This is a genomic window from Nonomuraea mesophila (genome assembly GCF_004352805.1).
Classification (GTDB): Bacteria; Actinomycetota; Actinomycetes; order Streptosporangiales; family Streptosporangiaceae; genus Nonomuraea; species Nonomuraea longispora.
Genome location: NZ_SMLD01000162.1, coordinates 1 through 21,289 on the forward strand (window position 1 = coordinate 1; position 21,289 = coordinate 21,289).

At 67.6% G+C, this 21,289-nt stretch carries 21 protein-coding genes, 1 tRNA gene and 1 pseudogene; 11 read left to right on the forward strand and 12 right to left on the reverse strand.

From position 1 onward, the window contains the following. The 6 genes from E1295_RS50400 to E1295_RS38565 all read left to right on the forward strand — a co-directional run. The coding region (locus tag E1295_RS50400; RefSeq protein ID WP_220449103.1) for a hypothetical protein at positions 1-327 on the forward strand (327 nt) is incomplete at its 5' end. Positions 328-412: 85 nt separating this feature from the next. Continuing rightward, on the forward strand, positions 413-715 hold the full coding sequence (locus tag E1295_RS38545; protein WP_132638624.1) for a hypothetical protein: 303 nt from the start codon (positions 413-415) through the stop codon (positions 713-715). After that, on the forward strand, positions 700-1,035 hold the full coding sequence (locus E1295_RS38550; RefSeq protein WP_132638626.1) for a hypothetical protein: 336 nt from the start codon (positions 700-702) through the stop codon (positions 1,033-1,035). The genes E1295_RS38545 and E1295_RS38550 overlap by 16 nt, the downstream gene beginning before the upstream one ends. A gap of 70 nt (positions 1,036-1,105) precedes the next feature. Continuing rightward, complete coding sequence (locus E1295_RS38555) at positions 1,106-2,656, forward strand: ISKra4 family transposase (protein ID WP_166427627.1); 1,551 nt, start codon at positions 1,106-1,108, stop codon at positions 2,654-2,656. A 41-nt stretch (positions 2,657-2,697) separates the two neighbouring features. Next, on the forward strand, positions 2,698-3,741 hold the full coding sequence (locus E1295_RS38560; protein ID WP_132638630.1) for a hypothetical protein: 1,044 nt from the start codon (positions 2,698-2,700) through the stop codon (positions 3,739-3,741). A 488-nt stretch (positions 3,742-4,229) separates the two neighbouring features. Continuing rightward, entirely contained in the window at positions 4,230-4,976 is a 747-nt protein-coding gene (locus E1295_RS38565) for a hypothetical protein (protein WP_132638632.1), read from the forward strand. A gap of 152 nt (positions 4,977-5,128) precedes the next feature. Here the strand turns inward: E1295_RS38565 and E1295_RS38570 are convergent, their stop codons facing one another. Further along, the gene (locus E1295_RS38570) at positions 5,129-5,866 is read right to left on the reverse strand and encodes an SDR family oxidoreductase (RefSeq protein ID WP_132638634.1); all 738 of its coding nucleotides are present in this window, start codon (positions 5,864-5,866) and stop codon (positions 5,129-5,131) included. A gap of 132 nt (positions 5,867-5,998) precedes the next feature. On the opposite strand from E1295_RS38570, the gene E1295_RS38575 reads away from it, so the two are divergent. Further along, on the forward strand, positions 5,999-6,571 hold the full coding sequence (locus tag E1295_RS38575) for a TetR/AcrR family transcriptional regulator (protein WP_132638636.1): 573 nt from the start codon (positions 5,999-6,001) through the stop codon (positions 6,569-6,571). 64 nt (positions 6,572-6,635) lie between these two features. Here E1295_RS38575 and E1295_RS50405 read toward each other — a convergent pair whose 3' ends face one another. Both E1295_RS50405 and E1295_RS49340 read right to left on the reverse strand, forming a co-directional pair. Next, the gene (locus E1295_RS50405; protein ID WP_220449104.1) at positions 6,636-6,956 is read right to left on the reverse strand and encodes an SDR family oxidoreductase; all 321 of its coding nucleotides are present in this window, start codon (positions 6,954-6,956) and stop codon (positions 6,636-6,638) included. 38 nt (positions 6,957-6,994) lie between these two features. Beyond that, positions 6,995-7,103, reverse strand: a tRNA-OTHER gene (locus E1295_RS49340). A gap of 607 nt (positions 7,104-7,710) precedes the next feature. Between E1295_RS49340 and E1295_RS38590 the strand changes: the two genes are divergently transcribed. Then, positions 7,711-8,235 (forward strand): helix-turn-helix domain-containing protein, encoded by a 525-nt coding sequence (locus E1295_RS38590; RefSeq protein WP_220449105.1) that lies wholly within the window; start codon positions 7,711-7,713, stop codon positions 8,233-8,235. 10 nt (positions 8,236-8,245) lie between these two features. Here E1295_RS38590 and E1295_RS38595 read toward each other — a convergent pair whose 3' ends face one another. The 4 genes and pseudogenes from E1295_RS38595 to E1295_RS38605 all read right to left on the reverse strand — a co-directional run bounded on the left by E1295_RS38595 (position 8,246) and on the right by E1295_RS38605 (position 13,659). Beyond that, positions 8,246-10,984, reverse strand: coding sequence for a tetratricopeptide repeat protein (locus E1295_RS38595; RefSeq protein WP_132638640.1), 2,739 nt, complete (start codon positions 10,982-10,984; stop codon positions 8,246-8,248). A 129-nt stretch (positions 10,985-11,113) separates the two neighbouring features. Then, positions 11,114-11,320: pseudogene (locus tag E1295_RS52690) on the reverse strand (IS701 family transposase); the annotation flags it as partial. A gap of 153 nt (positions 11,321-11,473) precedes the next feature. Further along, on the reverse strand, positions 11,474-11,914 hold the full coding sequence (locus E1295_RS38600; protein ID WP_132638642.1) for a YybH family protein: 441 nt from the start codon (positions 11,912-11,914) through the stop codon (positions 11,474-11,476). 1,181 nt (positions 11,915-13,095) lie between these two features. Beyond that, on the reverse strand, positions 13,096-13,659 hold the full coding sequence (locus tag E1295_RS38605; protein ID WP_132638644.1) for a TetR/AcrR family transcriptional regulator: 564 nt from the start codon (positions 13,657-13,659) through the stop codon (positions 13,096-13,098). A 75-nt stretch (positions 13,660-13,734) separates the two neighbouring features. Here E1295_RS38605 and E1295_RS38610 point away from each other — a divergent pair, with 75 nt between their 5' ends. After that, positions 13,735-15,216, forward strand: coding sequence for a glycoside hydrolase family 1 protein (locus E1295_RS38610; RefSeq protein ID WP_132638646.1), 1,482 nt, complete (start codon positions 13,735-13,737; stop codon positions 15,214-15,216). A 470-nt stretch (positions 15,217-15,686) separates the two neighbouring features. Here E1295_RS38610 and E1295_RS38615 read toward each other — a convergent pair whose 3' ends face one another. Both E1295_RS38615 and E1295_RS38620 read right to left on the reverse strand, forming a co-directional pair. Further along, positions 15,687-16,361 (reverse strand): BUD32 family EKC/KEOPS complex subunit, encoded by a 675-nt coding sequence (locus E1295_RS38615; protein WP_220449106.1) that lies wholly within the window; start codon positions 16,359-16,361, stop codon positions 15,687-15,689. Between the two features lie 330 nt (positions 16,362-16,691). Next, positions 16,692-17,783, reverse strand: a complete 1,092-nt coding sequence (locus tag E1295_RS38620; protein ID WP_132638648.1) for a GNAT family N-acetyltransferase — start codon at positions 17,781-17,783, stop codon at positions 16,692-16,694. Between E1295_RS38620 and E1295_RS52695 the strand changes: the two genes are divergently transcribed. Further along, positions 17,754-17,966, forward strand: a complete 213-nt coding sequence (locus E1295_RS52695) for a hypothetical protein (protein ID WP_166427629.1) — start codon at positions 17,754-17,756, stop codon at positions 17,964-17,966. The genes E1295_RS38620 and E1295_RS52695 overlap by 30 nt on opposite strands. 486 nt (positions 17,967-18,452) lie before the next feature. Beyond that, a complete protein-coding gene (locus E1295_RS38625; RefSeq protein WP_132638650.1) occupies positions 18,453-19,139 on the forward strand; it encodes a hypothetical protein in 687 nt (228 codons plus the stop codon). A gap of 259 nt (positions 19,140-19,398) precedes the next feature. Here the strand turns inward: E1295_RS38625 and E1295_RS52055 are convergent, their stop codons facing one another. From E1295_RS52055 to E1295_RS49350, 3 genes are all read right to left on the reverse strand, one after another. Further along, positions 19,399-19,527 (reverse strand): hypothetical protein, encoded by a 129-nt coding sequence (locus tag E1295_RS52055; RefSeq protein ID WP_281284798.1) that lies wholly within the window; start codon positions 19,525-19,527, stop codon positions 19,399-19,401. A 399-nt stretch (positions 19,528-19,926) separates the two neighbouring features. After that, positions 19,927-21,114 (reverse strand): MFS transporter, encoded by a 1,188-nt coding sequence (locus E1295_RS38630; RefSeq protein WP_166427630.1) that lies wholly within the window; start codon positions 21,112-21,114, stop codon positions 19,927-19,929. Positions 21,115-21,128: 14 nt separating this feature from the next. Beyond that, the coding region (locus E1295_RS49350) for an IS3 family transposase (protein WP_166427631.1) at positions 21,129-21,289 on the reverse strand (161 nt) is incomplete at its 5' end.

Here is a 21,289-nt window from a genome sequence, read left to right on the forward strand (position 1 = left end):
ACCCCCACACCGACCCCCACCCCGGCCTCCACATCGACAACACCATCGACCACCGCTCCCCCGCCGGCCCTCAAGACCGCATGGGACAAGGCGGCCAAGTCCGGCCAGCCCGTTGAGGTACCGACCCAAGCCACCGAGACCATGAAGGTCTGGGCCAACCCCGACGGCAAGAACCTGCGAGCCGAGCTGTACACCCGGCCCGTCCAGCTGAAGAACCCGGCCAGCGGCGCCTGGGAACCCATCGACACCCGCATCGTCACCCGCGACGGCAAGACTCCAGGCCACCCGCGTCAAGACCCCACTGACCTTCGGCAAGCGCGGCACTAAGGAGTTGGGTGTAGCTCTTTTCCAGTGAGTGCCTGAGCTGGGCTTTTGTGGTCGTGACTGTTTAGTCGAGGAACCGCCTTCTACTGTGAGTGCAGACGGTGAGGCGGTGGTGACGGTGGGCTCGTTGCTGGAGGAGCTGGCACGGCGTGAGGCTGTGGCCCGGCAGCGGATCGCGGAGATCCGCGAGCAGATCGCCGCGTTGGAATCACGGCTGGAGGGTGAGCACGATCGGTTGTCGCGGCTGGTGATCACGAGGGAGACGGTGGAGGAGATCCTGGGCGAGGCGGCCGGGCTGGTTGGTGAGCCCGTGGCTCGGCCGGGTTCGCAGGTGGGGGTGTCGACGCGGTCGGTGCGGTGCCGGTGCGGCCGTCGGTGCTGGGTGTGGTGACGGTGCCGCCGTGGCGGCCGGGCATGAAGGCGGCGATGTTGCCGCGCGTGTACCGGGACGCGGTGGAGATCATGGTCGATGCCGGTCGGGCGATGAGGGCCGGGCAGATCGCGGTCGCGATGGGGTTGCCGGATGAGGCTTCCAAGCGGGAAGGGCTGCGTTCGAAGCTGAAGCGGCTGGTGGAACGCGGCTGGGCGCGGGAGGAGGGGCCGGGGTTGTTCATGGTGGCCGAGCCGGTGGCGCGTGAGGTGTCCGGGCAGGGCGACGCAGGGTCACGGGATGGAATCGCGCCGTCATCTGCTTCGTCACCGGGCGGGTGATTGCGGCAGGGCTCTTCCGCCGTCAGGTTCAAAGGTGCCAACCACATGTCCCCGGCGGGAGAAGAGCCCTATGCAGGCACCGTACGACACCGAGGTCACCGCTGACGTCTTTGCGAAGGCGAAGAACACCTTCAACTGTCTCATCGGACAGCTCACCGACACGGCGTCCGGCATGCTGACCCATGACCGGCTGGAAGAGACGATCGTTGAGCAGGGCCGTGAGCTGCAACGCCAGCTGCTGCAAGCGCACCTTGATCTACGGGCGCTGCGCGAGCGGCAGCTGGCGCACCACACCCGCCGCCACCATGCCGCAGGAGCAGCCGCACCGGTGGTGGGGTCCGACGGCGTGCCGCGGCCACGGCTGGAGACAGGTCATCACCGCCTGCTGGCCACGGTGGTCGGGACGGTTACCGTCACCCGGTGCGCCTGGCGCGCCCCCGGGGTGCGCAACCTCTATCCGGCCGACGCGGTGTTGTCGCTGCCGGCGGTGCGGCACTCGGCAGGGCTGGCCAAGCTCGCGGTCATCGAGACGGTGCGCGGCTCGTTCGACGCGGCCCACGCGGCGTTGGCCGCGCGCTGCGGCAACGTGATCGGCAAACGGCAGATCGAGCAGGCGATCGTGGCGGCGGCGGTCGATGTCGACGCCTTCTACGCCGCGCGGGCGCCGCTGCCGTGCACCGCCTGCACGGTGCTGGCGATCAGCGTGGACGGCAAAGGCATCGCGATGCGCCCCGAGGCGCTGCGGCCCGCGACCGCCAAAGCCGCCGCCCGCGCCCGCGCCACCTTCCGGAGCCGGCTGGCGGCGGGTGAGAAACCGGCCCGCAAACGGATGGCCACCCTCGGGGTGGTCTACGACGCCGAGTCCGCGCCCCGCCGGCCGCACGATGTGATCGCCGTCCCCGGCGGCCGGGCCGGGCAGCGGCTGCCGCGCGCAAGACCGTCCGCGATACGCAAGTGGCTGTGCGGCTCGATCAGCACCGGCCCCGCCGCGGTGATCGCCAAGGTCTTCGACCACGCCGAAGCCCGTGATCCCGGCCATGCCCGTCCCTGGGTGGTGCTCGTCGACGGAGCCCGCCACCAGCTCGATCTGATCACGGCGCAGGCCGCCCGCCGCGGCATCGGCGTCCACATCGTTATCGACTTCGTTCACGTCCTGGAGAAGTTATGGGCTGCCGCCTGGAGCCTGCATCCTCCCGCCGCTGCGGCCGCCGAGGACTGGGTCGCCGGCCACGCGCTCGCCCTGCTGGCCGGGAACACCGGCCACGTCATCACCGCGCTGACGGGCCAGGTGGCCACCACGGCCGCCCACCGCCGCGACGGCATCGACGCGTGCATCCGCTACCTCACCAACAACCTCGAGTATCTGCGCTACGACCAGGCGCTGGAGGCGGGATGGCCGATCGCGACCGGCGTGATCGAAGGCGCCTGCCGCCATCTGATCGCCGACAGATTCGACCTCGCCGGGGCACGCTGGGGCCTGGCCGGAGCCGAAGCCGTCCTGAAACTCCGCGCCCTGATCGCCAACGGTGATCTCGACGAATACTGGCGTTTTCACCGCGCCCGGCAACACGAACGTGTCCACCAGAACGACTACCAGGACGGATACTCCCTCACGGCTTGATCGCTGCGGTCACTGAGGAAGAGCTACACCCTAAGGAGTTGGTGTCAGCGAACAGCAAAAGGGGCAAGAGCGGGCTGAAAGTGACCCAGACCCTGCCCGAGCCGAAGATTTCCGGCAGCACGGCCACCTACCCCGACGCCGTCGCGCCGGGTGCGGACCTGGTGGTGCAGGCCCAGGCCGACGGGTTCGTCTCCCAAGTGGTCTTCCGGCAGCGGCCGACCGGGCCGGTCACCGTACGGCTGCCGCTCACTCTGCCGGAAGGCACCACGTTCGGGAAGACACCCGAAGGACTGCCGCAACTCAAGAACGCCAAGGGCAAGGCAGCCGCGGCGCCGATCGCGCTGACCGCGATGGACGCCAAGATGGAAGCCTCCCCCGAAGAGGGCAAGAGCTCCGCAGTCGACGCACGTGTGGAGATTACCGGCAAGTCCTCAGAGCTGGTATTCACACCAGATGAGAAGTTCCTGGCCAACCCGGCGGTGACCTATCCGGTCACGATCGCCGCCGCTTCCGAATGGTTCGGCGGCGGAGAACCCACGGACGCCTGGGTCAGTAAGAACACCGTCGGCAACAACTCAACGGCCAAGGGCTGTCATGGCATCAGGGACCCGCACTTCGACGGCATCATCGATGCGGACATGCCGACCTTCGCGCAGTACGCCCGCCACAACTACGCCACCCGGGCTCGGCGCCGCCCCCACCCAGCGCCTGGACTATCTGGCCGAGGCGGAGCGACACGTTTTTTTATTCTTCGGCACCTGCCATTGGATCGGGTCACTCGTCGTGTGCTGCGGGAATGGGTGGAATGGATGCTCACCAAACCATCCGCACGCAACGAGCACCAGCCGAGCCGGCCCCTTTCGGATGAGCAGGCGGCACGCCGATGGGCACAGGGCCGCGACATCACGGTCAAGAAGACCGGACGCGTACCGCCCGGCGTGCTGCGGCAGTGGCGGGAGGCAGGCTCACCCCAAACCCGCACCACCAAGCCCGAGGACGCTCTCGCCGGCCACCGTGGAACGGATCTACCGAGGCGCGATCAAGCCAGTCCTCCGAGCCGCCACGCAACAGGGCGAGGACGGTGAATCACCGTTGCTGGCCCCCTGTCCCTGCGAGGGCCTTCGCCTGCCGCCCGGCCCCGTGACCGCCCGGCCCATCTTGTACGGGCCCGAACTGGGCGTCTACCTTCGGGCGGTCCACGACCTCGACCCCGAGACCGCCTTGTTCGTCCTAACCGAAACGGTCACCGGCCTGCGCTGGGGCGAGATCGCCGGACTTCATGTATCCGGCCTGGATCCGGTCGGCGGCCTGATCCACGTGACCCAGACCTACGCCTACCTGCTGAACGAGACGACCGGCGCAAGCAATGGCAGCTCAGGCCCTATCCGAAAGGCAAGAAGCAGCGCGAGGTGCCCATCTGCCACCAACTGGCCATGCTTCTGGCACGCCACGCGGACTGCAACCGCTCCTCGCTGATTCCACCTCGGCGAGCAGGGCACATCCCTTTCGAGATCATCTTGTCGTAGCGGTCAGGTACGCTCTCCGCCGATCAACTTCGCGTGAGAGGCTGCCGATGTTCCGTCTCCTGGCCATCTTGGCGGCCACCGCGCCGACCTTCTTATCCATCCTGATGCTCCGCAGCTTCGGCTGGTTCGGCCACGAGCCGCCGCAGCCGGATCCGCTGGAGCTCGCGATTGGGGTGGCCTACGGCTACGCCAATCACTACCTGCCGGTCCTGCTGGCGCTCCTCGCGCTCTGGGTGCCGCGGTGGCTTCCCAAGGTCGGCGCGATCGCCGCGGCCGTGGCGCTGGTGCTCACCGTGTCGACCCTCGTGGTCTCTGGAACCGGCGGCTTCGGCCCGCAGTTCGGCTCCATACTGGCCTGCCAGGCGATCGCCCTCGTCGCTCTCCTACGGACCCGCCCGGAGCAGCGGGTGTCATGGCCACGGGCGGTCATCTGGAGCGCGGTCGTGCTGCTCGCGCTCGGCCGGACCCTGGCCAGGAACACCCCCACCAGCGACTTCGGCTGCTACGCGGACGTGAAGGGGACATGGGCGCTGGCCTTTTACCACCTCGACACCGCCCACGGCCTCTACTACTGGGTCGCGGCCGCCGCGATCGGTGCCGTGCTCTCCGGATATCGGGCCGCACCGCTCTGTGGCCTGGTGCTGCTGGCGCCCGCACTGTTCCAGCCCGCCGCCTGGCTCCTGTCCAACGCGCCGCACAACTGCTCCAGCCCTCTGGAGCTGTTCGACTGGCCGTACCTGATCGCGGGAGTGCTGGCATTGACCTCCCGCGTTCGCCTACCCGAGAGGACCTAGCCGATGCGCCCGTCTTCTCTCGGGGAGCACGGAAGGTCACTAGGCAGGTCCCACGACACCGACAACTCGCGACGGTCGAATAGTCGACCTCCCCAGTACGGCCTGAAAGTCAGCGGCGCGCCATGACCGTGCCTGGCTCCTGGCTGCGGTGGTCAGGCTTGTACGGTGGGCCTGACGACGACCTCGCTGATGTCGACGCCGGCGGGCTGCTCGATCGCGAACCCGATCGCGGAGGCGACGGCGGAGGGCGGGATGGCGATCTCGTCGCGCTGCCGGATCATCGCCTCCGCCACGGACGGGCTTGCCCCCTTGCCCACCCCCTCAGTGTCGGTGAACCCGGGTGAGACCAGGGTGACGCGCAGGTCGGGCCCCGACTCCTGCCGCAGCGCCTCGGTCAGCACCTTGACCGCAGTCTTGGTGGCGGCGTAGACGCCCTGCGGGGATTTCACGACGTAGGCCGCGGTGGAGGCGACGTTGACGAACTGGCCGCAGCGTTGCCGCCGGAAGACGGGCAGGGCCGCTCCGATGCCGTTCAGCAGGCCGTTGACGTGCGTGGCGACCATCGCGTCCCAGTCGTCCTGGCGCAACTCGTCGAACGGTGACACCGCCATCGTGCCGGCGTTGGAGACCAGGACGTCGAGCCGGCCGTACTGATGGACCGCCGTGTCCGTGAGGAGCTTCAGGTCCGCACGGCGCGTCACGTCGATGACGGCTCCGACGGCTGAGCCGCCCTGTGCGACGATCTGGTCCACCACTGCGTGCAGCCGGTCTTCCCTTCGTGCGCCGAGCACGAGCCGGGCCCCTTTCCCGGCGAGGTGCGCAGCCGCCGCCGCTCCGATGCCGCTGCTGGCACCCGTGATCGCTATGACCTTGCCGGCGATCCCTGTCATGATCAGTAGTCCTTCCACGAGGAACAGACCGCAGGTCGATCCTTGACCTACAGTGGAAGTGGAGGCGCCACCACTTAGTCAAGCTTAAGTGGGCGCGCCTCCGTTTAGCAATCGGAGAGGACGACGGCCGCCGTGAGCACAGATGCACCACGCCCGTTGCGAGCCGACGCGCGCCGCAACCGGGAGAAGATCATCGCGGCTGCGGCGAGCGTCTTCGCCGAGGAGGGACTGGACGCGCACCTGGAGCGCATCGCCAAGGAGGCGGGCGTGGGCACCGCGACGCTCTATCGCAACTTCCCCACCCGGGACGCCCTGATCGAGGCGGTCTACCGCAACGAGGTGGCTCAACTGTGCGATGCCGTGCCCGGCCTGCTCACGGCACACCCGCCCGATGACGCCCTGCGTGCCTGGACACGCCTCTTCCTGGACTACGTGACCGCCAAACTCGGCATGGCCGACGCCCTGCGCGCCATCGTCGCCACGGGAGGAAATCCCTACGGTCACAGCCGCGACATGATCCAGGCCGCCATCACCACCCTGATGGACGCCTGCGCCGCCGCCGGGACGATCCGCACCGACATCAGCCCGGCGGATCTGGGAGCCGCCCTCGCGGGCATCGCCCTGACCTCGGCCGAGCCCGACCAACGAGACCGGGCCGAACGTCTGCTCGACCTCACCCTGGACGGACTGAGGTCTCGTCCGTGAGTCCGCCTGCGAGACCGAGCGTCAGGGGCCGGTGAGCGGGTGGGTTGGCGGCGTCGGCCGGAGGTCACCGATCCGGCGTGCCGTGAGCCTGCGCCGAGAGGTCCTGCCAGTCGGCCCAGGTCTTGAGCCGGTCGGCGTAGGCCTGCTGGACCATCGGGTAGAAGCCCTGCCCGAAGAGCACCCGCAGGGGCGGCTCGTCGGAGTCGACGAGCTTGAGGAGGGCCTGTACCGCGGCGGCCGGGTCGCCTGCGGGCTGCTTGCCGGTAAAGCCCGTGAGCCGGTGAGGACGGGGGCGCTTCTCGGCGCAGGTAGCGCGAATACGTACGCAAGCATGCGATTGATCTTTGCTGACACATAACAACCATCGCATCAGTCTCAGCAGCACCCCACAGATTCAGACCGCATCTGCTCTGCAGGTCAGAGTGGTAGGGCGCCCGGGGCTCGAACCCGGAACCTACGGATTGAAAGCGATGAATCAGTCGTTGCGCGCCTTCCTGCCGGTCACAAGCTCGACCAGGTGCACCAGCACCCTGCCACCGATGGCGCAAACCATCTCGGGTTCCCGTCTTCCGAACGCGGCCGCGATCTCTTCCGGGCCCCCCGTTGTGTCCTCACTCGCGATCTCCCAGATCGTCGACACGGCGCCCTCGGGGAGTTCTTGAAGCTCCTGGAGCCGGCCCTTCGAGTAGCGCACACTCAACGCGTGATGGGCGGTCGGCTGATCGGTCACGATGAAGTGGAAGGTCGGCGCGCTGGTGTCGTCCATGAAGACCTCCTAGCGTGGGCTGGCCCCGACGCTAAGAAGCGCCTCGGGCGCGCGTCCACGACCAATCGCCGACGGGAACCTGACGTCGAGCTGCGCGAACCTGCCGGATAGGTCTGCCGATCCTGGGCCATTGACAAGGCTGATATTTAGGCTGAAGCGCGTTTGCGCCCGGCTGTCCCGCGTTCGCTGACCACAGGCGACCGCGGTAGCCGTCGAGAAGGGAATTCCTGCCACCGGTGACCCTCCATGTAGCGGTCGTCGACCCCCTGCCCATGTACCGCGAGGGGTCACCGCAGTCCTGTCCGCGGCGGGTCATCGCGTCGAGGCTCCGGCGGAGGTGCTGACGTGGGTACGGCAGGTCCGGCGAGGTGTAGTGCTGCTGACCCTGGAGTACGAGCGGGACTGGGAGATTCTCGGCAAATTCCGTGACATGGCCGCGACGCATGCCGTGATCGCGTTGATCGGAGAGGAGCCCGCTGTGCTCGGGGCGCGGGCGGTACGAGCCGGTGCCCAGTCGGTGCTACCGCGTGGTGTGGCGGCGGGCATGCTCAGGCGTACGGTGGAGGCGACCTCGGAGGGACAGGCGGTGTTGCCGGCAGTCGTGGCGACGGCGCTGGCCACTGGAGCACACAGGGCGGACGGGAACGCGAAGCCGCCGAGTCCCCGGCAGTTGTCGTGGCTCCGCCAACTCACGAAAGGCTCGACCGTGGCACAACTCGCCAGGCGGGCCGGCTACTCGGAACGCGCGATGTTCCGGCTCCTCCAGGCCCTCTATGAGGAGATGGGCGTCGCCACGCGCATCCAGGCGATTGTTCGCGCTCAGGAACAGCGGTCGTTCGGCACGGGGACGGGCTTCTCGGGAGACCTCGACGCGGGGTCAGGGCGGGCGCGACGCTGAATGACGAGGCTCAGGCACCGTGGGGGCGGGCCCTGGCGGCGGAGAGAACGTCGCAGACCCGCTGCAGTCGCTCCGGCGTCCGGCCGCAGTCATCGAGCCGCTCCAGCAGGAACAGGAGGCGGTCGACCAGCCCGGGAGTGGCCCGTGACGTTTTGGCGCGCGCCATCCGGAACGCGTCGATGGCCTCGACCAGGCTGGCCTGGCTATTGAGGCGAAGACCGCAGAGGGCGAAGCCCTTGAAGTCCCATGCCGTGACATCGTCCTCGTCGCGATCGATGCGCCTGCTCGTCTCGTCCAAGAGGTCGCGTAACAGTGCGGCCGCCTTGCCACCGTCGTCGCCGCTCTGCCCCGCCCCGGCGAGCGAGACCAGCGCCCGCAGAGCCGGTGTGAGTAGCGGACGGCCGACGTAGCGGTATTGGGCGGCGCTCTCGATCTGCCGGGTGGCGTTGACGAGGTCGTGCCTGGCCAGGTGGATCTGGCAGAGGATCGTGCGCGCCCGCAGCAGGATGATTGGATCGTTGTACTTCCGCGCGAGCTCCACCGCCTTCTGCGCTGCCTGCATCGCCTCCTCATCGTCGTGGCCGAGCCACACCTCGGCGATCCCGACTCGGTAGCGGCTGTGCAACCAGTCCTCGTCGTGTCCGGCCAGGCTTTCCTCCGTGGCCGTGAGGGCGGCTTCCGCAGCCTCAGGCTCGCCCAGTTCCGCATACCAGTGGGCCAGTTTCAGGTTGATGGAGACGCTCCTCGACAAGACAAGGACGCGGTCATCGGCGGTGTCGGGGTAGCCCGTCGTACGGGGCACGGCAAGTGCTTCTTCGGCGTACTGGATGGCCTCGTCGTACTTGCCCCAGTGTCGCTGGCAGTCCGCCAGCCCTGCCAGCGCGCCCATTCGGACCGGCAGTAGGGCGAGGCACTCCTCCGGGTTGCTCAGGGCCAGCTTGTTGTGGTCGTCCAGCGTCCATTTGTGCTGGTTGCAGGCGTTCTGAGCATCCCTGATCCACCAGTACGCCGCCGCAAAGTTGGCCCGGACCCGCATGCGGCGCGTCAGGTTCTGCTGGTCGTTGGCTTGCTGAAGTGCTCTGCCGTAAGCCTTGCTCGCCCTGTCGAAATCGCCGCTGGAGGCGTAGATCTCCCCGAGCGCGTTGTCATTGTCTAGCTCCCGCGCGGGATTGAATTTGGCGAGCTTGCCCCGCAGCCTCTCCCGTGGCTCGCGCAGCAGGAACGCGCAGTGCCGTTTACGCAACTCGCGATCGATAACCCTCATGCGATTGTAGGCGGACTGCGGGCTGCCGGCCCGGATGAACGCGCGCATCCCCGCGAGATGCAGGCGCAGGTCCTCGGCCGTACGCGGAGGCGACACACGGCGCTGGGCGAGCTCTTCGGCGGCGTGGATCAGCAGCTTCTTCTCCTTCTCGCCGATGGGCCCATCTTCGCCAGGCAAACCGGCCCAGGTACGCTCCTCCTCGGACAGGGCCAGACAGTATTCTCCGTCGCGCGTCTTGTCAGCCACGCGTTTGTCCACCAGTCCAGTCAGGATGGCCCCCACATCGTCAAGCGGAGGCTTTGTCCCGTGCTCCGCCTCTGTGAGCAGCGCACGCACCGCCTCCGCGTCAACGGAAGTGCCATAGGCGTCGAGTACTTCGAGGACCGAGCGCTCTCCCGGGTCCAGTCCTGCCACCAGGCTCTCGATGAGAAATTTGGGCACGTCTCCGGCCGTCATGCCCTTTAGGCGCTTGGACAGCCATGCGGGGCTGTGACCAGGAGACTGGGAAATGACACAGGCCAGCTCCGCCAGGCGCAGGTTTCCCTGGAACAGGTCGTAATGCCGGTGCGCCGCCTTCAGCATCGTGGTCTTATGGTTGGTGATTCGGTCTCCGATGAAGGTGAGGAAGAACGTTCGCTCGAGCCTGCCGACCTCGATCGGCGCTCGCGTCGCCCACCGGCCTCGTGCAGCGGACCTTGGCAGGTCCCGTGTCACGAGCACCACGGCGATGCGGTGTCCATCAACGGCGGTGAGCACCTCGAACACCTCGCCCAATTCGGGATCATCGAGCTGGTGGGTGGCGGAATCCAGCAGATTCTCCGCACGCTCGATGACGATTACTGCCCAGGTGCCTCCGATCTCTTCCAGGCTCGCTCTCACATGATCGGCGGGCGGAGCATCGCTGACCTCGGACCATCGCACTGCGTCATCGCCCTGCAGCGTCTCAATGTCGGCGATCAGGGCCCTGGTGTCGATGCCCAGCCCGGGAACGGCCTCGTGGCGGAAGATCCGAGGCCGGGGTCCGACCGACGCGCTCTCCAACTCTGCTACTACCTGGTCCACAAGCCTCGTCTTACCGACTCCCCGCTGTCCTGTGACGATGACGACGCCCCACGGCCCCTCGGTCAGCCGCGCAAGGAGAACGACGCGCTCGTCCTTCCGATCGATAAGAGGGCTTCGGGAGAGGGCTTGCGGGGGCGGAACACCGGTAGCGAGAGGCTGTTCGACCCGCTGCTGCTCCCGCCCGGTCGATGTCTGACCCGTCGGATCCTTCTTGTCGATGCGCAGCGCGTAGACGCTGACAAAAAGACTGAGGACGCCTGCGACGGAGCCCGCTATACCGGCTAGCCAGCTCACGGGTTCTGCCCAGAGGACATTGTTCTTGTCACTCAGGAATGGCCACCAGCCCGCCAAACTACCCCAGGCGATGAGCGCCACTAGAAGGGCGGCGATGCTGATGAGCCATAACTTCCCCTGCTTGCCCATACGGCGCACCACGTCATCATCACGCCATTCCAACTGACGGGAAAGCCAGGTTCATGCCACCCCCCTCAGTGAGTGCCTGAGCTGGGCTTTGTGGTCGTGACTGTTCAGTACTCCAGTGACACATCGCGATCATGGGTGAAGTCTGCGCTGGTAGTGGCAGCGTCGGGCTGTCGCTTGATGGCGGCGGCGCCAGTCCGACCAGCGCAGGATGTCCGTGATGGTGTGGGCCATGGTCAGGACGAGCGCGGCCAGTAACCGGCGAATCCCGGGAAGTGTCAGTGGGATGCGGGCGTCGGTGCTGAGTGGTTGGGCGGCGGCGATGGCCGCCAGGAGAGCAGCGCAAGCGACGAAGCGGACATCAACTCGCGTAACGCCCTCTCACAGGAGCGGCGCCGCTGACCGGCGCCAGGGCGGAAGCGCCGCGCGGCAGAAGCCGGGTCGCAGTCGCGGCCTGCCTGACCCTGTACCGGTACAAGTAGGGGTGAACGGTCAGGCGGGCTGGTCCTTGTCCGACGGGAGCCAGATCTGCAGGGTGCCCGGGTCGAACGGAACCGACACGTGCTCGTGGGTGATCAGCCACCTGCCGTGGGATCGCCGCAGGCACGTGGTCGCGCGTACCCATATCGAGGGCTGTTCGCCGCCCTTACGTTTTCCGGTGTCCAGGAGCAGCATATGAGCGAATGCGGCGTCGCCGCTCGTGACCACGGTCAGTTCGTGCGTCTCCAGGCTGATCAGGCCCTCGTAACCGTCGAACCAGCGCAAGAAATTGTCGCGCACTGCTTCGGTGCCCCGGAACTGAAGCGGAGGAACGGCGTCGTAATAGACGATTCCGGGCGAATAGAGGGGCATCAGCCGATCGATGTCCTTGTTCTCGCAGGCTGCGGTCCGGTTCTCCAGAAGGGTTTTGATCTCGGACTCGTTCGAGGTCATTGTGCATCCTCCGCTCAAGAATTCGACCTTGGCCGGCTCGTCCGGCGACGGTCTTGGTTGTTTCACTGATCCGACAACGCAGTTTCGGGAAATGTGAGGTGCCCCGGCGATCGCAGGGAGGTGACCGCACGCCCGGCAGGGCCGGCTGCCCGGATCGGGGCCCCCTGAACCACCGGTAAGAACCGGCTTGCGCGCCACGCGGCGGACTCGCCACCGCGAATCTGCAGGTCATCTCCTTGTACGCGGTCCCCACGCGCGCGCCCGTCGAAGCAGACGTTGATCGGGGCATTGTCCTTGCGGGCGAACTGCCGCAGACGGGCCGAAGCTCAGACACGACCGACCCCGTGAACGCCGGCTCGATCGACGGATTCGCCGATCGAGCCGGAGCACGGAGAAGAGAGAATCGGCGTGGACGCCTGGCTAGGCGTTCAGTCCTGGAAACATGCCGAGTTGCCGCATTTGTGACAGGGGAGCCCGCCACCCGACGGCTGATCGACCTCGCGCGGCGAGGACGACTGCCCGCCCCGCGTCCCAGCGGCACCGTCTCGCTCATCCATGCCCACGACGCCACCTCGGCCACCATCGCCGCACTACACCACGGGCGCCCCGGCCGGCCGTACAACATCGCGGACCATCAGCCGGTCACCTTCGAGGACTACTTCCATGCCATCGCACGAGCCGCAGGGGCGTCTGCTCCCTGGCGGGTGCCTAGCCGCCTCCTGACTGCCCTGCCGTACCTGCGTGCGCTGATGGTCACCACCCACATACGCCTGTCCAACCGGCGCGCCGTCAACGAGCTGTGCTGGGCGCCCCGCTACCGCGACTGCCGCGATGGTCTGGCCGCTTCGGTCGCAAAAGAACAGGGCCGGGCCCTGTTTAGATCCTGCGTGAGAAGCTGGACTTCGGAGGTCTGCCCTGCTTCCTCCCCACGGGTAACAGCGGCTCCAGCGCCGCCCGCTGTGCGGCGGTGAGATGCCCTGCGTCCCTCCGGACAGTTTCCCAGTGATCCTTGTGTCCTCGATTGCATCGCCGCGGCCCTCCCATCGACGGCCGAGTCTCCGATCTCGGCGCCTCGAGAGGGGCGGGAAGACAGGAGGGCCCAGGGCCGGCCCGTAGTAGACCATCCGAGTACAAGCCCTAATGGCGTAGCGCCAAAATCCGGTCCGATCCTCCAAATGCCGCTACTCGGTTATCGACGACAGGACAGCTTTTGCCGCCCGGTCAATGCGAGCGGCCGCGCTGGCCGGGTCGGGTGCGCCGAGGTCCAGCCAGGTCATGATGGCCTCGACGGTGACCGTCAGACAGAGCTGCGCGGCCCATATAGCCCAGAGCGGATCGTTGACGACCTCAGCGAGGTTACGACGCACCTCCTCCGCCATGCTCGCGCGCAACTCGTCGATCTCGGATCGGAACCGCGACTCCCGCGCGGCCTGGTGAAAAAGCAGCCTGAACGCACCGGGATCGACGGCGGCCCAGCCCACCAACTTCTGGACGCTGCCCTCGGTGAGCTCGTCGCCGACGGCCTCAGCTAGATGGGCGGCGGCCCGCTGCAGCGCCGCGCGGTACAGGTCGTCCTTGGACTCGAAGTGCCGGTAAAGAATCATGCGGCTGACGCCGGCGGCCGTGGCGATGTCGTCCAGGCTCGTCCCGGTCAGGCCGGCTCTGGCGAAGATCGGGGTGGCGGTGGCGAGGATCTGCTCGCGCCGCTCGGCCCGTGCCAGCCTTGGGGAGTCGGAGATGCTCATCGGCCCCACCTCCTTGTTTCGTTCGTGTATATATGGCAAGTATATACGCTGATGCAACAATCAAGGGAGTCAGGTATGCCCGCAGCCCACCGCGACGCGCATTTTGACGAAAGCCCTCGGTTCCCGGACGGCTTCCTCTGGGGCGCATCCACCGCCGGTTTCCTCATGGACGGCGCGCCGCTCGCCGACGGCGCCGGGCCCTCGATCCAGCACACCTTCGCTGGCACCCCCGGAAACGGCTACCCGGCCATGGCGCTGGAGCGAGGTGTCGAGCACTACCGGCGCTTCAAGGAAGACGTGAGCCTGGCCCGGGAGATCGGCCTGCAGTCCCTCCGCTTCTCGATCTCCTGGCCGCGCATCCTCCCCGAGGGGACGGGGACGGTCAACCGGCGAGCCCTCGACCACTACGACGCCTACGTCGACACTCTCCTGGAAGCGGACATAACCCCCTTTCCCTACCTCTACTACTGGGACCTTCCGGTCGCCCTGCAGGATCGCGGCGGTTGGGCAAACCGTGACTGCGCCGGCTGGTTCGCCGACTACGCGGCCATCGTGTACGACCGGCTGGGCGACCGTGTCACCCGCTGGCTCACCGTCTGCGAGCCGTGGTCGATCGTCCACCTGGGTCATGTGATCGGCGAGGACGGGCCGGGCGTCCGGGACCTGCGTACCGCGCTGCGCGCCGGCCATCATCTGCTGCTCGGGCATGGCCTGGCGGTGCAGGCGTTCAGGGCGAGCCACGCCCGCGGCGAGATCGGCCTCAGCACCGTGATGACCGACATCCTGCCGGCCTCCCCGAGCCTGCCCGACCGTGACGCGGCCCGCCGCGCCGACGGCTACTTCAACCGGCTCTTCCTCGACCCCGTCCTGCTCGGCTCCTACCCCGGTGACTTGCCCGAGCGCCTGCGGCGCGACTGGCCGCCGGTCGCCGACGGCGACCTCGCCATCATCTCCACCCCGATCGACTTCCTCGGCGTCGTCTACTACCTCCGCCTGGCCGTCGCCAGCTCGGCGCCCGCCGAAGTGGCCTCCGACGGCTCGGCGCCACCCGAGGCACCTTCGGAGGCGGCCTTCGACGACTTCGATCAGCTCGGGATCGCCGAGCTGGCGGCGATCGAGCGTCAGGAGACCGTTCTGGCCGAAGTGCTGGACGTGCACGTGACCGAGCCCTCAGGGCCCGTCACCGAGCTGGGCTGGGAGATCGCTCCCTGCGGCCTTGAAAACGTCCTGTACGCGCTCCGCGACCGGTACGGAGACCTGCCCCTCTACGTGGCCGAGAACGGCGCCGCCTTCCCTGACACCCTCACCGCCGACGGCGTCGTCGACGACCCCGCCCGGCGCGCGTACATCCGCGACCACCTGCGGGCCGCGCACGAGGCCCTACGCGCGGGCGTCGACTTGCGCGGCTGGAGCGTCTGGTCGCTGCTCGATGACCCCGTGAACCGTTTCGGGCTGATCCACGTGGACCACGACAGCGGCCAGCGGGCCGTCAAGTCCTCGGGATACTGGTACCGCGACGTCATCGCGGCCAACGGGCTCGTTCCCACGGTGCCATGAGTCCTCCAGCAGGCTTTGCCAGCCGGGCGTTTCCGCCTGCGGACGCGATGCTGAGTCGGGCAGGCGCCAGGCACCCAGTATCGGTGAGGCCGCGGACATACAGTACAGCGGGTACGACGGCGGACCACGGAACGTCACCATCAGGCCCCACCGCACGGCCGCGGTGGGGGCGCCCTCGGATATCAGCAGCGGTTCAGGCCAGACGATCGACGTGACCAATTACGTGGTGAATTGTGTCAGTCTCACGCCGGTCATGATCGCTGTCGTCCAGCTCATGACGGCCGGGTTGCACGGGTGCCCGAAGTCGGCGCCTGTGCTCTGGGCTCCGTGCACTGCCACCCAGCCCTGCACGTGCCTGTCGTGCGGGGCTGAGGTGGCGAGGCGCTTGTCGAGCTTGGCTGGCAGCGTGGTCGGGTTGGAGTTCGAGCGGCCCGCCTGGTGGCTGAGACGATCGCCCGTTGGCGGCTCCTCTAGGCGCGTATCCAGAAGGAGTCCGGTAGTGCCTCGATCTCGACCACGGCCTGTTCGAGGTTCACGGCGAATGGCAAGAGTGCCTGGTAGACCGGCTCATCGCCCTCGGCGAGCCGCCGGATGACCTCGGCGTTCTTCTGCGCCCGGTCGGCCACCTCGGCGCCGAACGCCGTTCGGTCCCCCTCGTAGCCGTAGGCGTCGAGCAGCAGGTGCAGCCGCCGGTACCGGTCGTCGAACGCCGTGAATCCCTGTGCGGTGACGACGTGCCGGGCGTGCAGTGGAACCCAGGTCAACGCGCTGTAGGCCAGATCGCGCTCCCGCGTGAACGGCCCGGCGGCGTCCCAGTCGACGAACCCGACCAGATCATCGCCCTGCCACACCGCGTTGTATGGAGAGGCATCGTTATGCGCGATGACCAGCCCCGGTTGCCACGGCCGCGCGACGAACCAGACCGTGTCAGGCTCGGGCACGAACGACGCCGTCGCGTCGTGCAGCCGCCTCAGCCAGGCCCCGACCTGCTTGAGCGCGCTGTCCGTCCACGGCCACGCGGGCCAGGGATGCTGCTCGCCGATCGTGTCGCCGTGCAGGTAGGTCAGCACCTCGCGCCCCTGCTGGTCGAAGCCGAGCACCCGCGGCGCGCCCTCGAACCCGACCTCTTCCAGATGCGCCAGCACGGTGTGGACGCTGCGCGTCCACGGATTGACGGGTTGTGCACGGTCTCGCCGATGCGTACTGCGCCGACATGCCTGCCACCCGGCAGGGGCTGCTCGTCCATGACGCCGTTTCTACGCCTCGGCTGCCGCTCACCGCACCCGGTTTTCCTGGCCAGCCGGGTTTCAGGTCTTGCGGCAGGCGGGGGTCGCAACCCCGGTCGATTTTCCGCAGCCTCCCTCAATGAGGGTGATCAGCCGTTCGGAGCCGTCGGTACGCGTTCCCGTCAGTACGGCAGGTAGTAGCTGAGTACATCGGCGGTGAGCGGCGGGAAGAGTGTCTGGAACAGTTCCTCATCCGGCGTAGACGTCGGGCCGGGTGCGGGTCAGCCCTTCGATTCCGTGCGGGCCGAACAGCAGGGCTGGCATGTGGTCGGGGGCCGCTGCGGCGCCTCCCACGGCTCCGGGCCCCTGCATGACGCCGCCGGTGACGAGCTCGCCGAGGCCGTCGGCGTGCACCGGGATCCGGTAGTGGGCGCCGAAGGTGGAGATGACGATGTCGGTGCGATCGATCACGGCTGTGGTGATGCGGTGCCAGAGCAGCGGCCGCAGCCGGTCAAGCAGCGCCGCGACGTCCGGGATGCGGACGTAGTACTGATCCGCCTGCTTGCGCGGTTCGTGGTCGAGAAACTCCTGCCAGGCGGCGGCGGTCACCGTACCGGACCGATGGACGACCCGCACCTGGCCGTTGGACGCCAGGGCGGCGACGCCGCGGAGCAGATCCCGTGCCGCCGCCTCATCCAGGGCGGTGGCCTCGGTTAGGAGCGCCTCGTGGCCGGGGGGCGTGGTGCGTGCGGTGGCGATGACGGTGTCGGCGCGATCGAGGACCCACAGATTGCTCGCCGCGTGGACCAGCAACCATCGCCAGCGTGCCGGCGAGTGCGGCATGGCCACGTCGAACCGGTTCTGGGCCGCCTCCTGCAGGGATGTCATGGCGGGGATATCGGCGGGCCGGGCGGCGCGGAGCCCGGAAGCTGCCTCGCCGGGCGGTGGGGTGTGCACGGTCAGCGCCGGCGGTATGTCGATGGCGTACACGTAGCCGAACAGCCGATAGAAGTACGGGATCCCGATCACCGTCTGAATGACGTGGCCGCGGGCGGCGGAGCGGTCGTGTGCCCACGGCATGAGCGCCCGTACGAGTCCGCGCCCTTCGTATGCATGGTCGGTGGCCACCAGTTCGACCTGGCCAGCAGGCAGGTGGATGTTGCCAAGGCGTACGTCCTCGTCCAGGAGCGTCGCGGTGGAGACCACCCGGTCGCCGTCGACGACCACGGCGCAGGCAGGCCATCTGGCGAGGCACGGGCTCAGGCCGAACCAGCTCAGCGTCCGCAACATCCGTGCGCGCGCCCGGAGCATGTGGCCGACCTCGATCGATGTGTACGGCACGGCGGCCGACCCCCGCTACGTCGCCGTCTGGTCGCTCAACCCCAACCCCAAGAGCAGAAGCTGGAAGCTCACCACCGACATGACCCCACCCAGTACAACGCCGAGTTCAAAAAGCGAGTCGATGCGGGCTTCCGCCTCACCAGCATCGCGGTGAGCCCATGGGGCACCTACACCGCCGTGTGATTCGAGGACGACAGCCTTGCCCCCACCAGCTGGCACTCCTACAGCGGAATGTCGGCTGCCGGTTACCAGAAACGGTTCACGAACTGAAGGCCAAGGGCTTCTACCCGTCCCAGGTCAACAGTGAGAACGGCATCTACGCCGCCATCTGGACGTGTGGCGATGACACCAGCCCGCCCGGATACAACAAGAACAGAAAGGCAAACCCCCTCATGAAATCCATCCGCCGACTGTCGGCGCGCTCTTGCGCAGCGGTGGTCCTCCTCACGGCGATCACCGCCCTGCCATTATCGACGCCCGCCCAGGCGAGCGCCCGGGAGGAGATCTACACAGTGCGAGCGGCCGACTGGACGGCGACGGCCACCAGGACATCGTGGCCTACGTCGCCAATACCGGTCTGTTGTGGCTCTATCCCGGCGATAGCACGCGCGGCTACAGCAGCCAGTCGCGCGTGCAGATCGGTCACGGATGGTGTAGGAGTTACACCTCGTGTCGGGGAACCTGACGCGCATGATTCCCCACCGTAACGGCCGCGAAGCCACCCCGAGACGCCGGATGTTGAAGAAGCCGGGCTGGGTGATCTTCGGCGTCCTGGCCATCGTCGCCCTTACCCTGCCCTATCTCGGGCAGGCGCTGTTCAGTCCGTGGGCCCTCCCGCTGACCGGCCGGCCCACGCTACCCGGTTACTGGCACGGCGAGATGTCATTCGGGCGAGGCGACCAGCGGCCGGTGATCATGCAGCTACGTGCGACGACATGTCGACGATGCTCCGACGACATCGAGGGCGAAGCCACGGTGTGCGCACCGGGGCGCTCCATCGACTACCGGCTCTCGGGCGAGGCGGCGGACCGCAACGCCCGCCGCTTCACCCTGGACAGCTGGCCCTACCCCGACACCCGAGAGCCGGGCACCCACCTGGGTCACCTCGAGGCCACCTGGGCAGGCGGAGACGAGATCAGCATCACCGCCACCCTGCACGTCACCAACGCCGACGGATCATGGAGCAGCAACAAACAGCCCGCCGAACCGTCACGTTTCCGGCTGCACCGCGGCACCGAAACGAACCTCCGAACAGCATGCCGACCACAGGCCAGACCGTCCAGATCGTCAGCCGGGCGGACCTATCAGGGCTGGGTCCGGAAGCGCCAAGCAGGTAGGCGACTATTCGTGGGCTGAAGGCCCGCACGATTCCTCCCACCGTGAGCGCCGCATGGACGAAAGGATGGCCCATGGAGGTCTTGCCAAAAACTCATGCACGCTGTGATTGTCGGCAGTGCGCTGGCATTGGCCTCGGCCTGAGGAGGCGGCGGCTCGGGGGTGGCCTGCCCGGTGCAGACCCCGACGGGGAGGGCTCCGGTAGCAGCGCCAGCTGTAAATTCCTGACCGAACAGAAGGTCGCTGAGGCGATCGGCCCCAGTGACGGTGGCCGGCACGACTATGCGTTCGGCGGATGCGTCGGGACGGCGTCGAGCGCCAAGGGCGGCAACCATGAGGCGATCTTCGCGGTCGCCTCCACGTCATGGGCATTGACTGCGTTCAGCAGACGATCGATGGCATCGAGCATCACGAGCCTCCTTCTCGCGCCTCGCCCTTCCCCTGCCCCCGCTTAGCCGCCACCAACGTGAGACCCTACGGCAACCAGAAACCGCAGCGAAGCTCCTCGATGTGAGAGACAGCGCCGCCCATTCCCCGCAGGACGCCAGACGATCGGCAGTTGCGCGTCAGACGTGACCGGCCGTTCCAAGGCCGAGGTCGCGCACGTCCGCGCCGAGCCGAACGCCGACTACTGCGACCTGGCCCGCACCCGCCTCACCAACACGGGGGCCAGGGTGCCTGAACAGCCACAAAGGGCCTGCTTAGGGCGGGGTATCACGTTGAGTGACACCCCCACTTGCAGGCGGGACGGGACTGTGCGGGTTTACTGGACACACCCGGCGGGACCCCAAGTCGTACGTGAGTTCGATCAGCGCGGCGCTGCGTCATGCTCCGCTCGTCTTCCTGTGCCGGAGCGTGGGATGGCGACGATGAGGATCATGCTGAGCGCCATTGCCGCGGCGGCGGTGATCAGTCCGACGCGGTAGCCGGTGGTGAGTGCTGCGGGATCGGCGCCGAAGGTAGCGGCCGTGGCAATGCCGCTGAGCACGACGATGCCGATGGCCGTGCCGAGTTCTTGGGCAGTGTTGAGGAATCCGGAAACGATTCCTTGATCGCGGTCTGCGACGCCGGTGGTCCCGGATATGAAGATCGGAGCGTAGGACAGGCCCGACCCGACGGCGAGCAACAGCATCGCGGGCAGTACGTCATACAGGTAAGTGCCGTAGGTGGGGAGACGGGCGAGTAGCAGCATTCCGGCGGCCAGCATAGTGAAGCCGATAGTGATCACCAGGCGCGGTCCGTAGCTGGTGGTGAGCGCCCCCGCTCGCGGCGAGATGAGGATGATCAGGAAGCTGATGGGTGCGAAAGCCGCGCCTACAGCGAGAGGAGAGTGGCCGAGGACGACTTGGAGGTAGAGGGTGGTGAAGAACAGTGTTGCCCCGAGCGCTCCGGCATCGATGGCGAGCAGGGCGCTGGCTCGGGCGACGCTGCCGCGGCGCAGGAGCCGGCGGTCGATGAGCGGGGCGTCGTGGTTGCGTTCGGCAAGGCGGAAGAGCAGGCCTGCGATCACGGCCGCTCCGGCCAGGCCAGCAGCCTGTGCGGTGTGCCCTCCCTCGGCGAAGCGGGTGAGTGACAGGGTGACCAGAGCAAGTGTGATGGTGAGAAGCGCCGCGCCGCGCATGCCGAGGGTGGGACGACCCTCAACGCGGCTGTCTTGGAGACGTCGCCGGGCCAGCGCAAGAGTGACGATGCCGATGGGTACGTTGATGAGGAAGATCCATCGCCATCCGAGCAGGTCGGTGATGACTCCTCCTAGGAGTTGCCCGGCAACGGCGCCCACGGAGCCGACTGCGGCCCAGTAGCCGAGGGCGCGGTTGCGGTCGGCTCCTTCTTCGAAGGCGGTGGTGAGCAGCGAAAGCGCGGCTGGTGACACCATCGCCGCTCCGATGCCCTGTGCGGCGCGGGCGCTGATGAGTTGCCACTCGGCTTGGGCGAGTCCCGTGGCGAGCGAGGCGAGTGTGAAGACGGTGTGGAGTTGCCCCGGTTCGATAGACACATCAGGGCTTGCGACTACGCGGCAGCATAGTCGAGATCTTGGGCGTTGTTGAGCGCGTGTCGGCGTTCGTATTCGGCCGGGCTGAGCTGGCCGTTGGCGGAGTGACGGCGGCGCGGGTTGTAGAACCCCTCGATGTAGCTGAACAGGGCTCGTTCGGCTTCTGACCTGGTGTGGA

Coding starts and splice junctions, on each gene's coding strand:
- E1295_RS38570 (WP_132638634.1), bottom strand. CDS start 5,866: ATGACAGGGATCGCCGGCAAGGTCATAGCGATCACGGGTGCCAGCAGC.
- E1295_RS38565 (WP_132638632.1), top strand. CDS start 4,230: ATGTTCCGTCTCCTGGCCATCTTGGCGGCCACCGCGCCGACCTTCTTA.
- E1295_RS38555 (WP_166427627.1), top strand. CDS start 1,106: ATGCAGGCACCGTACGACACCGAGGTCACCGCTGACGTCTTTGCGAAG.
- E1295_RS38595 (WP_132638640.1), bottom strand. CDS start 10,984: ATGGGCAAGCAGGGGAAGTTATGGCTCATCAGCATCGCCGCCCTTCTA.
- E1295_RS52055 (WP_281284798.1), bottom strand. CDS start 19,527: ATGCTCGATGCCATCGATCGTCTGCTGAACGCAGTCAATGCCCATGAC.
- E1295_RS38610 (WP_132638646.1), top strand. CDS start 13,735: ATGCCCGCAGCCCACCGCGACGCGCATTTTGACGAAAGCCCTCGGTTC.
- E1295_RS38600 (WP_132638642.1), bottom strand. CDS start 11,914: ATGACCTCGAACGAGTCCGAGATCAAAACCCTTCTGGAGAACCGGACC.
- E1295_RS38605 (WP_132638644.1), bottom strand. CDS start 13,659: ATGAGCATCTCCGACTCCCCAAGGCTGGCACGGGCCGAGCGGCGCGAG.